Source organism: Acetobacter ghanensis (assembly GCF_001499675.1).
GTDB classification, from domain to species: Bacteria; Pseudomonadota; Alphaproteobacteria; order Acetobacterales; family Acetobacteraceae; genus Acetobacter; species Acetobacter ghanensis.
Map to the genome: position 1 here is coordinate 1007061 of NZ_LN609302.1, position 13208 is coordinate 1020268.

Here is a 13208-nt window from a genome sequence, read left to right on the forward strand (position 1 = left end):
AATACCTCCAACGCAGAGGTTTTCGATATAATATTTTGGTATCGAAACAACATATGCGGTAAGGTCATAAGGCAGGGTGGCACGATTGTTGGGAACACAGTGAAAGCGACACAGAAAATGAAGCACAACCTTGTTCGTGGCGCTTATCTGCTGTCTCTGGCAACGCTGTTTACAGCTTTGCTGAACGCACTGCAAAAGCTGACTGGCTCATCTTTGTCTGTTCTGGAAATTGTTTTTTTCAGAAACTTGTTTTCCTTGCCTTTTGTTGTGCTTATTGCATCCCGCAAGGGAATTGTGCTGAAGACCCAGCATTTTTCTGGCCATGTCATTCGCTCTGTCGTGGGGCTTATTAGCATGGTCATGACGGTTGTGGCCGTAACTCACCTGCCTTTGGCGGAACAGCAGGTTCTGTCTTACACGCAGCCCCTGTTTTTGATCCTACTTTCCATTCCGTTCATGCACGAACGTCCATCTGCCCAGAGATGGATTGCCGTGGCCATTGGTTTTGTTGGTGTGGTTGTGGTCGGCGCTGGCAAAGGGCTGCTGCACGGCAGCCAGATGCACGTTCCGCTCTGGGCTTATGGGGTTGCACTGGCCCAAGGCGGCGTGGGGGCGTTGACCACCATGCAGATACGCCAGCTTTCCGCGACAGAAAAAAGCACAACAATCGCCATGTGGCAGGCCATTCTTATGACCACAGCTACAGCTGCAGCTTTACCCTTTGTGTGGCAGTTGCCCACAACATCCGAGCTGATGGCGTTGATCGCTATTGGGGCTTTTGCCGGTATTGCCCAGGTTTTGCAGACGGAGGCGTTTGCATCGGCTCAGGTGTCTGCCATCGGCCCATTTACCTACAGTGGCCTCATATGGGCGGCTCTTATTGGGTGGCTCGGGTTTAATGAAATACCCGGTGTGGCCATGTTCGCCGGTGGTTTTCTTATTATTGGTTCGGGCATCTGGATGCTGCGCCATGAAAAATTACCGAAAAAAGAACAGCCTATACAAAATGGTTAGCCATCGCACCGTTAAAACATTCTTTTCTGTCCTACAGGTCAGATAGCGCACAGGTGTTTGTACAATGTCAGGATGCAAAAATAATCAGGGTGATCCGTCTTCCTCCCTGTCGTCTTTTGTCATGAAAGACAGTGCTGTAGATGTGCGCGCCAATGGCGGGCAGACATCGCGCTACGTATTCTTTTTTATGATCTTTCTGATGTATGTCATCAGTTATGGAGATCGTGCTGCGCTGTCTATTTCCTTGCCAGATCTGGGGAGGGAGTTTTCACTGTCTTCGGTGCAGATGGGGTGGGTGTCGTCCAGTTTTTTATGGTCGTATTTTCTGCTTAATCTGCCGTCCACCATCATGCTGGATATTGTGGGGGCCAGACTGGTGGGCACTCTGGCAGTATCCATCTGGTCTGGTGCGATGATGCTGGGCGGTATGGCGCAGAATATTACGCAGTTTATTGCCACGCGTATGCTGCTGGGGGTTGGAGAAGCGCCCACATTTGGTGTGGGGGCGACCATTGTGCGTGGATGGGCGCATAGCCGGGAGCGTGGAACGGTCATGACCGTGCTTCTGACCGGAATGCAGCTAGGTCTTGCTGGCGGCACGCTGGCTGGAGCCTATCTAATTACAAAAATGGGCTGGCGGTACGAATTTATATTTCTCGGTGTTATTGGTTTTATCTGGTCTATTGCCTGGTGGCTTATTTACCGTGACAAAATACATGCGGAAAAAACTGCGCCACGCCCAATTTCTATTCCACAGGTGCTATCGCTTTTTCGTTCCCGTACCTTTTGTGGGATACTGACTGTGCAATGCACGCAAAACTTTCTCAATTTTTTGCTTATGTCATGGGTGCCTGTCTATCTTATTCATGAATTGCATATAGATGTACTGCATTCTGGCAGTGGCACGGCAGGATGTTATGTATTGGGCGCCGTCGGCGCTATTGTACTCGGGCGTGTTCTGGAAGCATTTGTATTTAGGGGCCATACTGAACCGAGCCACAGACGGTACATTGTTGCTTTTTGCATTCTGGGAAGCTCCATTATTGGCATTCTTCCCTTTTTTCATAGTGAACTGCCTATTCTCGTTGTTCTATCCTCTTCACTTTGCTTCCTTATTGCAGCAAACGGAGCCAACACGGCTATGCTGGCAGATATGTTGGAGGATGGTCGTAAAATAGGGTCTGTTACAGGGGTGACTTTAACATGCAGTAATGCCATTGGTGCTGACAGCACCAATTGTAACAGGATATATCGTTTCGTATACAGGAAGTTTTAACGCTGCATGGTATGCCTGTGCGACATCACTGGTTGTGGCGGCATGTGTTTCCTTCCTGACGGTGCGGCAACCGATTGCCATGAAGTGACGGGAAGAGCGATTCTGTTCTTATTTAAACTGTCATAATTACCATCAGAAAAGTTCAGGTTTGCGAAAAGCCTGAACTTTTCTGTTTTTACATCATTGTTTTTCAAAGACATAAAAAAAATAAATTCTGCGTATGGGCGATATATCAATATTCAGTATGACGCCAAAACATAACGAAGTCGTATCATAACGGTAGAGAAACATTACTAGCCTGACCGGCTTTTGAGGGTGATGCGATGGCCAAAATTTCCAGATTCCAACTATCTCTTGTTGCGGGTGTTGCTTTTGGCGCATTAGTCCCAGCCAAACAGATTTTTGCTGCCGATACGGCATCCTTGTCTTCAAGTACGAGTAAAAGCACAGCGAAGACTGTTTCCGTCTCCAAAGTAAAAACAGCAACGCGTAAGAAAAACGCTGCATTGCAGGCTGCGGCAGAATCCATTGATGTGGGTGGTCATTCAAGCAATTCGGTTTTTTCCCCCTCTACACAGCGGCACAGCACAACTCAGGTTACAATTGTAACCGGTGCGGAACTGCTTAAAACCGGTCAGACAAACGTTCTCTCTGCTCTTGCGCAGGCTAACCCAGCCATTACAACGGCAGCCCTTCCCGGTGGGGGCGCTAGCTCCTTTGTGCAGACCATGCAGTTGCGTGGGCAGTCACCGGATGACACGCTTATTCTGGTCAATGGGCACAGGCGGCATATTGGTGCCAACTTTAACTCCAACTCAGGCACAAACTGGGGGAGCGAACCTAGCGATATTTCGCTTATTCCCGTTTCTGCCATTGATCATATTGAAGTGGTGACCGAAGGGGCCTCGGCTCTTTACGGGCAGGACGCCATTGCTGGTGCCGTTAATATTGTGCTCAAGCATAACACGCATGGCGGCAGCATTAACTTCAAGAACAGTGGTTATTACGCGGGCGATGGTCAGGCGCTGGATGGTTCGGCTGACTATGGCATGGCCCTTGGTCACAATGGCGGTTATCTGGATCTTGCCGCGCAGGTCACGCATCAACTGCCGACGACCCGTGGGGGGGATTTTTACGGAAGCCTCTTTAATGATGGGCGGAATGAGACGGCGGACCGAGACATACAGCGCGGTCTGGGGACACCAAAATCCACGCTGGAAACAATCAGCGAGAACATGTCCATACCGCTGGTCAACGATTTCAATTTTTACAGCACCTCGACATTCTCACATCGCCGGGCCAACGTGGCGGAAACTTACCGTTCAGCCACGAGTTCGTGGACGAATGTGAATCTGTATCCTAACGGCGATCAGCCTTACATTGCCATGGATCAGTATGACTTTGAGACCGATAATGGCATCAAGGCGCGTAAGTTCGGTTTTGCATGGGACGCCTACATTACTTATGCGCGTGACAAGCAGAACTATCGCACCACCAATTCGGAAAACATTTCGTTCCCAGATAGTGGACAGACCTCGTTTGATGACGGTGCTTCCATTTCCACAGAGCTAACGGCCGGTCTGCGTGGTTCTCGCTCTTTCCGTCCCAGTTGGGCGCCACGTCCCATCAATCTGCGGTTTGGGGCTGAGTATCGGCATGACACCTTCCAGATGACTCAGGGTGAAATGGCCTCATGGTATGGCCTGGGTGCAACCGACCACCCCGGTAACGTCCCAATGTCCGCCACGTATCAGAACCGTGATGTTTACGAAGGTAACGTGAATCTGGACTTCTATGTTACCAAGAAATGGGAATGGACACTGGGCGGTCGCGTAGGGAGTTATAATAATATTGCTACGGTTGAGACCGGTTCTGTTGGCACGCGCTATAACTTTAACAAGCGTTGGGCTATTCGAGCCAATATCAACACGGGTTATCGTCCGCCTACGCTTGGCGCATTGTCTTACTTCTATTCGGCTCCGTACCCCGGTTATACGGTAGACCAGGTGCCCGCCAATAGCGCTATTGCCAAATACCTTAGCTCCAGCAAAATGTCTGGTGAATATTCACGCAGCTATTCCATTGGTCTGGATGCAACACCTGTGGACGATTTCCATATTACTGGGAATCTGTACTATATTGCCATTAATGGCAGAATGGGGAGCACCAAGTCCTTCAGTGTGGCAGACTATCCCGGTTTGCAGTCACTGTTGAATTCTGCCAACCTTTCCAGTGCCACATCTATTTCTTACTATGCCAACCTTTATAATACTCAGACATTTGGTGGGGATCTGAGCGCAGACTATACGCTGCACACCAAAAATATGGGTAAATTCCGGTTTGCCATGGGTATCAATTTTTCTGATAACGAAATTCGTTCGGCAAAAGACAATCTCGTGAATGAATATACCAAAATGATGGTTCTTCATTCCGCGCCCAAAAATCGCGAGCAGATCAGCGTTAACTGGGAAATGGGTAAGTGGTCTGTCTTTGTGCAGGAAATGCGCTACGGGTCCATTGTCTATATGGCTGCGCCAACGGGGGCCGGTGCCGTACCGTTTACGCAAAACCCAGGGTTTATTACCAACATGGAAGTTAACTACAAGATTATGCCGCACTGGAGTGTTGGGGTCGGGGCGAACAATCTGGGTAACAAATACCCCACTCGTGTTCCTAGCTCCATTTCCAATACACAGCAGGGTCTTTCCAAATATGCGTCTTACTCGCCTTATGGGTTCAACGGTGGGATGTATTATGTCAAAACATCTTTGGACTTTTAATAGGCTGTTTTTTACCTAAGTATGCAGAAGCGCCGGGGCGATCCTGTATTGTCTTGGCGTTGCATCTTTTTCAATAAATATTTGTAAAAGAAAATAATCATGCAAGATGGCACTCATCATGTTCAAAGTCAGGACTCTTTTCTGAGGTCTGAAAAAGATAGCCTTGGTGCATGTTATTTGCCCATAGATGCGAATTGGGGTGTACATACACAGCGGGCCGCAGAAAACTTTCCTGTTACAGGGATTGGAATTGGAAGTTTCCCGGCATTTATCCGTGCATTTTTACTAATTAAAATGAGTGCAGCCAAGGCCAATGCAGAACTTGGTTTCTTGTCTTCTCAAAAAGCAGGATGGATTGAAAATGCCTGCGAAGAAATTCTGAAGAATTTTTCTCAGTATCAGAATGATTTTAAAGTTGATGTTTTGCAGGGTGGCGCTGGTACGTCATCCAACATGAATGTTAACGAAGTGATCGCCAATGTTGCGCTCACGCGTGCGGGGCATAAAAAGGGAGAGTATATTTATCTTCATCCGAATGATGATGTGAATATGTCCCAGTCAACCAATGACATTTATCCATCTTCCATAAAAATTTCTCTTTGTTTTCTTCTGCACGATTTAAAAAAGAGAATAAAGACTCTGGTGCAAAGTCTTTTGGTGAAGTCTGAGGAATTTAAATCTGTTCTCAAAATAGGGCGAACCCAGTTGCAGGATGCCGTGCCTATGACGTTGGGGCAGGAATTTACGGCTTATGCACGGGGAATGGACCCTTTTCTCGACAAAATAGACACTCAAATCACAGAACTTTCCAGTCTTAATGTGGGTGGAACAGCCATTGGCACCGGGATCAACTGTGACCCACGCTACGGCCAGATGGTGTGCGACAATCTTACGGAATTATGTGGTTTTCCGGTTGTGCAGGCTGAGGATCTGGTGGCTGCAACATCGGATGTCGGATCGTTCGTTTCCTGTTCGGGGCTACTGAAGAATATAGCCCTAAAGCTCTCCAAAATATGTAACGATATCAGATTACTATCGAGTGGACCGCGTGCGGGTCTGAGTGAGATATGGCTGCCTTCCGTCCAGGCGGGGTCTTCCATAATGCCGGGTAAGGTGAACCCGGTTATTCCTGAAATGGTTAATCAGGTTGCTTACATGGTCGTTGGGTATGATGCGACCGTGAGCATGTGTGCAGATGGAGGCCAGTTGCAGCTTAACGCGTTTGAACCTGCTATCTGTTATGCTTTGTTTAACGGAATACATGATTTGAACAATGCAATAGCGCTATTGGACCAGAAATGTATTGTCGGCATCAAAGCCAATCAGGAGCGTTGTTTAGAGAACGTGCAGAATAGCACAGGGATACTAACCGGGTTTTTGCCAACATTGGGGTACGAAACCTGCTCACAGATTGCCAAACAGGCTTTGGCACAAGGTAAAACCGTCATGCAGGTTCTCTCCGAAGCGGGCATCATGACAGAGGAAGACATTCAAAAAGGGATAGAGGCCGCATTTCTGGCGTCGCCTTGCCGCATACAGGCATAACAGGGGCGACCCGGTCCCAGTTTGTTGATTGGGCCTAAAAGAGCAGGGCATGCTTTTGTTCATGCAGGGTAAAGTTTGAAACCCTTGGTTGGAATAGTCGTTTTAAGACCACATTCAGTCAACGCAGGAATAAAAAATGCCTCTCCTTCATTTTCATGTCATCAAAGGGCGTAAGCCTGAAGAAATTCGTGCACTTTTAGATACAACGCATGAAGCAATGCTTGAGGCGTTCAAAGTGCCTACGCGTGATCGGTATCAGATTGTTTCCGAGCATGATCCGGCCCATATGGTTATTGAAGACACGGGCTTGGGTATTCCTCGGACCAATCAGGTTGTGCTGCTTCAAATAACCTCTCGCCCGCGCACAAAAGAGCAGATTACAGCGTTTTACAAATTGTTGGCGGAGCGCCTGGAGCAGCGTTGTGGTCTGGCTCCATCCGATCTTGTGGTCTCAATCGTGCAGAATTCGGACGAGCATTGGAGCTTTGGTCTGGGGCGTGCCCAGTTTGTAACGGGCGAACTGTAAATAGGTCAGTGAAGTGGGGCAGAAGGAATCATAGGCTTCCCATGCCTCATTTTTCTGGCATCCGAGCGGATTTATGGATTGTCCCAACCAGAGCGGAATGCAGGATTAACGGACATTTGCTGTTCTATGCCGCTCGTGTGGCGGTGGGCGTCAAAGCAGCCTAGAGCAAATTCCACCGTACCATCGCAATGCTTGTCATGTTGGTTTTCCAAGGCATTCAGCCAGTATATGGCACCTTTACGCCGGTCCCCATGTTGGCCGCCAAGCCAGCGATTCCATTGCCTGCGGGCGGCTTGTCCCGCTTTAAAGGGTTCCGTGTTCTGCCCTGTAATTGGGGCTGTGCCGTAATGCGGCATCAGAATATCATCTGGAGGTGGAGGCGGTCCGGCCAGAATCCGCAGACTGACTGTAACGGCAATAACGGCAACAAGGCTAACAAGAGTGCCACGAATAATTCGGGTTTCTCGTTGGTGTGCTGACTGCGGTGCGTTAATGGCAGCGAGGGCCTTATTGGCTTTTTTTTCACAACGTGCGCAACAATAGGGAGCATGGGCGTTGTCCTGCATGTCCCGCTCGCACCATGCGCAGTGTATGTTCATCCATGTCCCCGGCAATGCGTGCCGTTAATGTGCTGGAGTTGGCTCCGTGCGGCCGATATATAATCAGGGAGTAGCCAATTGGCTACCCCCTGCCGGGTCGTTCGGTTCTGATGAAGGCGGAGTAGGGCGTTAACCCCTGTAACGTAAGGGAAAAAGTCAGTCGCGCAGACGGTCGAGAACTTTCTGGCGCAAGGATTGCTGACGTTTGATTTCTTCTTCCCGCAGCTTGCGTTTGCGGGCACGTTCCTCAGCCATGTTCATGCCAAGGTGTGCTTCGCCACGTTCGGCTGCCAGTCGGGCCTGCCGCTCACGCTCGGCATGGCGCGCACGGTGACGTTCGTCTTGTTTGTCATGGCAGTGGGGGCAACTGACGCCCCCTTCGTACAAGGGGGAGGCCTTGTCTTCGGGAGAAAGCGGTGCTCGGCAGGCATGGCACAATTCCAGATTGCCCGGTCGCAGGCCATGCCCAACGGTTACGCGTTGGTCGAACACAAAGCATTCGCCACGCCACATGCTTTCTTCCTGCGGGATAGTTTCCAGATATTTCAGAATGCCACCTTCAAGGTGGTAAACGTCTTCCAGCCCTTCAGCTTTTGCAAATGCCGTGGATTTTTCGCAACGGATGCCGCCGGTGCAGAACATGGCAACACGGGGTTTGCGCCCTTCCGCCAGCAGACGGTCCCGATTCTGCCGAAACCATTCAGGAAATTCACGGAATGTTTTAATTTTTGGATCAATGGCCCCTTCAAACGTGCCAACAGCTACTTCGTAGTCATTGCGGGTGTCGATCAGAATGGTATCGGGGTGCTGGAGTAGGGCGTTCCAGTCTTTGGGGGCAATATATGTGCCCACAATGTGGTTAGGGTCTGTGCCTTCGACCCCCATTGTAACAATTTCTTTTTTTAGGCGAACTTTCATGCGCAGGAATGGGATGGATGGCGCACGGGAGAATTTGACTTCAATGTTCTCACAGCCAGGCAGTTGCCGAATATGGTCCAATACAGCCTTTATGCCTGCGTCACTGCCTGCAATTGTGCCGTTAATCCCTTCTTTTGCCAGCAGAAGAATGCCCTTAATGCCATGTTCCTCGCAGGTCGCCAGAAGAGAGGGGCGGATTTCGGCCGGATTTGCAAAGTTTGTAAAACGATAAAGGGCTGCCACGCAGATAGGCATATCGGCGGGGTTTTCAGCGGCAGACGGGGCAGAACGGGCAGTCACGGTATGTTCCTTGCTGGTATGAAGGCGGTCCGGGCCCTGCCAGTACACGTTGCCACCAGAATGCAGCAAATAGCCTGACAGGCAGGCTCCTGCTTTAGCTGCCCACTTCCCCCCCCGACAAGTGTTTTTAACAGGCTGATTTTGCCCTTCAGGGCGGGGTGAAATGGGAGGGCAAACCTATCTTTTTTGTAGTACAGAGCAAAGAAGGGCCAAAAACAGGCATATGGTCCAATTCACTCCATAACGAACACGGAATGATGTTGACACGGTCCGAACCCTGTCCTTATTCTGCAAATGTAAAGAGTAGTTCAATCCATTTAGCACTAACCGTTTTTCATGACGGATATAGGCAAGCTTGCAAGGAAAGGCAGGATCGTAGCGTAGTTTGCATTTTCCAGTTTGTTCCGATTTCGGAATTAGCTAAAGCAGACTTTGGTATTTGGTAAACTTTGTATGCTTGGGTGTGTATGCCCCTGAAAGGAGATGTGCTTATGAAAAATGCTTTTAAAAACGATGCTTTTCTATTTTCTGGCACGTTCTCCCGTTCGGTGGGAGGCTTGCTTTCACGGCCTGCCGCCAAGCCGGTTGATCACCTTGTTATGCCATATGCCGCACAGGATGCCTCGCCACGGAATGGATGTGAGAACACACCCTGCTTCCTGCTAGTCCATCAGTAAACAAGAGAGGCAGATCATGCTTGTGGCTGGTTATGATAAAGAAGAACTGACATGACAAATGAGCTTGAACAGCAAAAGAAGAAAGCTCAGCGGTATGATCTGGAGGTCGGCACTGCTGTTGTAGTTGGCGCTTTTGTTGCTGTTCTTTTACTGCACATTCTTGGCGTGTGGGGGCTGATCAGTGGAATGGGGAAGGGGGAGAGTGCTCCACCACCACCCAAGCCGCCCATTCAGACGCGCGTTCTGCCGCCACCCCCGCCACCGCCGCCACCTCCGCCGCCACCACCACCGCCGCCGGTCATGACGGTGCCGCCGCCGCCGTTTATTCCGCCGCCAAAGATTGAGGTGCCACCGCCACCCAAGCCACCCATGAAGCACGTGGCCCGCACGCCGCCCAAGCAGCCATCGGCCCCGCCGACCCAGACTGCCAAGGCGCCCCCTGCGGATACGCCGCCCAATGACTCGCCGGATACAACAGCAGGCACCTCGCCGCTGAACAATGTCCGCCCCGTCTATCCGCCAGAAATGGAGGAAGACAACATTGAAGGTCGCGTAACAGTTGTGTGTGATGTGGAAACAACCGGCATGACCAGCAACTGCCGTGTGCAGTCCGTAACCGGTGGCCAGGCATTTGCCCAATCCGCGCTGGATTACGTGCAGCAAGGCCCGTTACCAGGCCCGCAACCCGCAACGGGGTGCCTGTGCGGGAGCTGAACAAGACGTATGTCATCAGGTTCCGGCTGGATGACTGACGCAGAATAGACGGGCCGGCTTGATGCCGGACCACCATGGGATAACGCACTAACGGACCGCCCGGTCCACCCCCGTTAGAGGTTGAGACCGGGCCATTTTGATGAGGATCTTGAGTAAAATGACCAGACTGTCCCGTTCTTTTGTGTCAGGTCTTGCCGCCCCGGCTCTGGCGTTGCTGATGAGCACGGCCGCCCCGGTTGCCGCTTTTGCGCAGGATGCAGCAGCTCCGGTCGCCACGGCTCCGGCTGATGGTGCGGTTGCCCCGGCCCCCGGCCCGGCTACCCCCGCCGCCCCGGACACCGCCACCACCCCGGTGCCGACCGATGGCACAACCGCGCCAGCCCCAGCGGCTGAAGCCCCGGCTCCCGCTTCGGCACCGGAAGCCAAGGATGAAGCCAACCCGTATGGCCTGTCGGCCCTGTGGTCCAATGGTGACATCATCGCCCGCGGCGTGCTGCTGATTATGCTCGTCATGTCCCTTGGCACATGGTTCATCATGATCACCAAGTTCATCGAGCAGGGCCGTCTGTTTGCCGCCAGCAAAGACGCTACCAAAAACTTCTGGACCAAACACAGCATTCAGGAAGGGGCGTCCGCTCTCGCCTCCACCTCTCCGTTCCGCTACATCGCCGATACGGGTATTACCGCTGCTGAACATCATGAAGGCACGATGCAGGAAGCCATTGACCTGCATAGCTGGACCTCTATGTCCATCCAGCGTGCGGTCAACAACATCCAGAACAGCCTGCAGAAGGGTCTGGCCTTCCTTGGCACCGTGGGCTCCACCTCCCCGTTCATCGGGCTGTTTGGCACGGTGTGGGGCATCTACCACGCGCTGACCGCCATCGGCATTGCCGGTCAGGCTTCCATCGACAAGGTTGCCGGTCCTGTGGGTGAATCCCTGATCATGACCGCCATTGGTCTGGCTACGGCTGTGCCTGCGGTGCTGGGTTACAACCTGCTGGTCCGTCGCAACAAGGGTGCCATGGATCAGGTGCGTGACTTTGCCGATGACCTGCAGTCCATCCTCATCGGTGGCGTGCGCCACGGTGCAGTAGCAGAAGCGGTGCGGGTGAACAGCGATAACTCCCCGACCACAGTCACAACTTCCAACCGGGTGGGCTGAACCATGGGTATGCAGGTTGGCAACGAGGGGGGGGACGACGAAGTCGTCTCCGCCATCAACACGACCCCTCTGGTGGATGTGATGCTGGTTCTGCTGATCATCTTCCTGATCACCATTCCGGTCGCTACCCACACGGTCAAGGTCAACCTGCCGCGTGATATGAACCAGCCCACGCAGACCAGCATGAGCAACGTGGTGCTGGCGGTAACGGCGGACGGGACGGCCTTTTGGGATGAAACACAGCTAAAGGACCAGGCGGACCTGCTGGAGCATCTGGAAAAAGTGGCTGTGCTAAAACCGCAGCCGCAGATCCAGATCCGTGGGGACATGAAGGCCCGGTATGAGACTGTGGGCAAAATGGTGGCCGCGTGCCAGCAGGCCGGCATCTATCATATCGACTTCATTACTGAGAAGCCGAAGACGAACTGATAACGGCGGGCTGCGGCCCCCGTCCCCCGCGCTACAGAGCGCGGGCGGCAGGAGTGAAGAGAGTAACTGATCATGGGCATGAATGTCGGGTCGGATAGCACAACGGAAGACGAAGGCATTGTAGACATCAACACCACGCCATTGATTGACGTGATGCTGGTTCTGCTGATCATGCTGATCATCACCATTCCGTTGCAGACACAATCCGTTGCCATTGACCTGCCGCAGGGCAATCCACCTCCCTCGACGGAGGAGGTTCCGGTGGTTACCCTTGTGGTGGACTTTGATAATTCGATTACGTGGAACGGGCAGCCGGTCAACGGTGAGGACGAGCTTCAGGCGCACCTGCGTGAGATTGCAGCCGCACAGCCCAAGCCGGAATTCCACATCCAGCCCAACAGGCTGGCTGACTACAAGACTGTCATCCATGTCATGGCCGATGCACAGCGCCTCGGTGTGACACAGATGGGCATCGTCGGGCAGGAACAGTTCGTCGATCAGTAAAAGGGGATAGACCCCGAGTGTAAAAAAGCGGGCGGCCGAAAGGCTGGCCCGTTTTTTTATGCGCGGACCAGAACCGAGGGAACTGGCTGCCAGAAATCATAAAAACAACATCATGGGTGGAAAATACGCGGTGTATGGTGCTTCCCGAGGAACCCCAAAGCAGGTCTGGCGTATGGCAGGGCTGGAGAATGGGAGCGTACAAAAGGAGGCTGAAGATTATGCGTTGGTTGTGCGGGGTGCTTATGGCGGCCGTGTTGCTGGCGGAGCACACAAGCTACGCGCATGCTTACCAGCGTACGGTCCATTTTCGGACCAATAGGGGCGAGGCAACCGTTGCTGGCACGGTCGAGGGGGAAGAGGTCGTGCAGTACAAGGTGCCCGCCAGAGCGGGGCAGTTCCTGCTTGTCGGTTGTAACGCCAAAAGTGCGCGCGTTAGCTTCTGGGTCCGGGACCCTGCGGGGGCGGAAGTGTATAACAGCATGGTGCAGAATGCGGCGGCATATGTTGGCAGGCCGGAGCAGGATGGCACCTACGTGGTGGGTGTATTCCTGCGCAAGACCGATGCCGCGCGGGGCCACGCGGCGTTTTTTCGTTTACGGTTCCTGCGTAAATTTCTGCCCGAAGGGTAAAGGGGCGCCGACTGGCTAGGCTATTCTGCGTGTTGTGGAGGGGAAGCACGTATTTGCTCCATGCAGAACAACCGTGCTGCCCGTTGTGGTTGGCGGACAAGGTGATTGCAGTATGTTACAGCGCAGGCAGCA

At 52.3% G+C, this 13208-nt stretch carries 11 protein-coding genes and 2 pseudogenes; 11 read left to right on the forward strand and 2 right to left on the reverse strand.

The annotated features are described in order from the left end of the window. Nucleotides 1-117: 117 nt before the first annotated feature. The 5 genes and pseudogenes from AGA_RS04925 to AGA_RS04945 all read left to right on the forward strand — a co-directional run bounded on the left by AGA_RS04925 (nt 118) and on the right by AGA_RS04945 (nt 7141). On the forward strand, nt 118-1014 hold the full coding sequence (locus AGA_RS04925) for a DMT family transporter (protein WP_059023273.1): 897 nt from the start codon (nt 118-120) through the stop codon (nt 1012-1014). Nucleotides 1015-1135: 121 nt separating this feature from the next. Then, a pseudogene (locus AGA_RS04930) lies at nt 1136-2378 on the forward strand (MFS transporter). 235 nt (nt 2379-2613) lie between these two features. After that, nucleotides 2614-5070 carry a TonB-dependent receptor plug domain-containing protein gene (locus AGA_RS04935; protein ID WP_059023274.1) on the forward strand — a complete coding sequence of 819 codons (2457 nt, stop codon included), beginning with the start codon at nt 2614-2616 and terminating at the stop codon, nt 5068-5070. A gap of 99 nt (nt 5071-5169) precedes the next feature. After that, nucleotides 5170-6615 carry an aspartate ammonia-lyase gene (locus AGA_RS04940; RefSeq protein ID WP_059023275.1) on the forward strand — a complete coding sequence of 482 codons (1446 nt, stop codon included), beginning with the start codon at nt 5170-5172 and terminating at the stop codon, nt 6613-6615. 136 nt (nt 6616-6751) lie between these two features. Further along, entirely contained in the window at nt 6752-7141 is a 390-nt protein-coding gene (locus AGA_RS04945; RefSeq protein WP_059023276.1) for a tautomerase family protein, read from the forward strand. A gap of 71 nt (nt 7142-7212) precedes the next feature. Here AGA_RS04945 and AGA_RS04950 read toward each other — a convergent pair whose 3' ends face one another. Both AGA_RS04950 and trhO read right to left on the reverse strand, forming a co-directional pair. Further along, a complete protein-coding gene (locus AGA_RS04950; protein WP_157065306.1) occupies nt 7213-7740 on the reverse strand; it encodes a hypothetical protein in 528 nt (175 codons plus the stop codon). Nucleotides 7741-7896: 156 nt separating this feature from the next. Further along, complete coding sequence (trhO, locus tag AGA_RS04955; protein ID WP_083503668.1) at nt 7897-8913, reverse strand: oxygen-dependent tRNA uridine(34) hydroxylase TrhO; 1017 nt, start codon at nt 8911-8913, stop codon at nt 7897-7899. Between the two features lie 536 nt (nt 8914-9449). Between trhO and AGA_RS14050 the strand changes: the two genes are divergently transcribed. The 6 genes and pseudogenes from AGA_RS14050 (at nt 9450) to AGA_RS04985 (ending at nt 13076) form a co-directional block, all read left to right on the forward strand. Further along, entirely contained in the window at nt 9450-9635 is a 186-nt protein-coding gene (locus AGA_RS14050; protein WP_059023278.1) for a hypothetical protein, read from the forward strand. 51 nt (nt 9636-9686) lie between these two features. Further along, nucleotides 9687-10387: pseudogene (locus tag AGA_RS04965) on the forward strand (energy transducer TonB). 119 nt (nt 10388-10506) lie between these two features. Beyond that, nucleotides 10507-11514 (forward strand): MotA/TolQ/ExbB proton channel family protein, encoded by a 1008-nt coding sequence (locus tag AGA_RS04970; protein ID WP_059023279.1) that lies wholly within the window; start codon nt 10507-10509, stop codon nt 11512-11514. A 3-nt stretch (nt 11515-11517) separates the two neighbouring features. Continuing rightward, nucleotides 11518-11943 carry an ExbD/TolR family protein gene (locus tag AGA_RS04975; RefSeq protein ID WP_059022868.1) on the forward strand — a complete coding sequence of 142 codons (426 nt, stop codon included), beginning with the start codon at nt 11518-11520 and terminating at the stop codon, nt 11941-11943. A gap of 72 nt (nt 11944-12015) precedes the next feature. Continuing rightward, nucleotides 12016-12447, forward strand: coding sequence for an ExbD/TolR family protein (locus AGA_RS04980; protein WP_059022869.1), 432 nt, complete (start codon nt 12016-12018; stop codon nt 12445-12447). A gap of 218 nt (nt 12448-12665) precedes the next feature. Then, nucleotides 12666-13076, forward strand: a complete 411-nt coding sequence (locus tag AGA_RS04985) for a hypothetical protein (protein ID WP_059023280.1) — start codon at nt 12666-12668, stop codon at nt 13074-13076. Nucleotides 13077-13208: the final 132 nt, after the last annotated feature.

Coding starts and splice junctions, on each gene's coding strand:
- AGA_RS04925 (WP_059023273.1), top strand. CDS start 118: ATGAAGCACAACCTTGTTCGTGGCGCTTATCTGCTGTCTCTGGCAACG.
- AGA_RS04935 (WP_059023274.1), top strand. CDS start 2,614: ATGGCCAAAATTTCCAGATTCCAACTATCTCTTGTTGCGGGTGTTGCT.
- AGA_RS04940 (WP_059023275.1), top strand. CDS start 5,170: ATGCAAGATGGCACTCATCATGTTCAAAGTCAGGACTCTTTTCTGAGG.
- AGA_RS04945 (WP_059023276.1), top strand. CDS start 6,752: ATGCCTCTCCTTCATTTTCATGTCATCAAAGGGCGTAAGCCTGAAGAA.
- AGA_RS04950 (WP_157065306.1), bottom strand. CDS start 7,740: ATGAACATACACTGCGCATGGTGCGAGCGGGACATGCAGGACAACGCC.
- trhO (WP_083503668.1), bottom strand. CDS start 8,913: ATGCCTATCTGCGTGGCAGCCCTTTATCGTTTTACAAACTTTGCAAAT.
- AGA_RS14050 (WP_059023278.1), top strand. CDS start 9,450: ATGAAAAATGCTTTTAAAAACGATGCTTTTCTATTTTCTGGCACGTTC.
- AGA_RS04970 (WP_059023279.1), top strand. CDS start 10,507: ATGACCAGACTGTCCCGTTCTTTTGTGTCAGGTCTTGCCGCCCCGGCT.
- AGA_RS04975 (WP_059022868.1), top strand. CDS start 11,518: ATGGGTATGCAGGTTGGCAACGAGGGGGGGGACGACGAAGTCGTCTCC.
- AGA_RS04980 (WP_059022869.1), top strand. CDS start 12,016: ATGGGCATGAATGTCGGGTCGGATAGCACAACGGAAGACGAAGGCATT.
- AGA_RS04985 (WP_059023280.1), top strand. CDS start 12,666: ATGCGTTGGTTGTGCGGGGTGCTTATGGCGGCCGTGTTGCTGGCGGAG.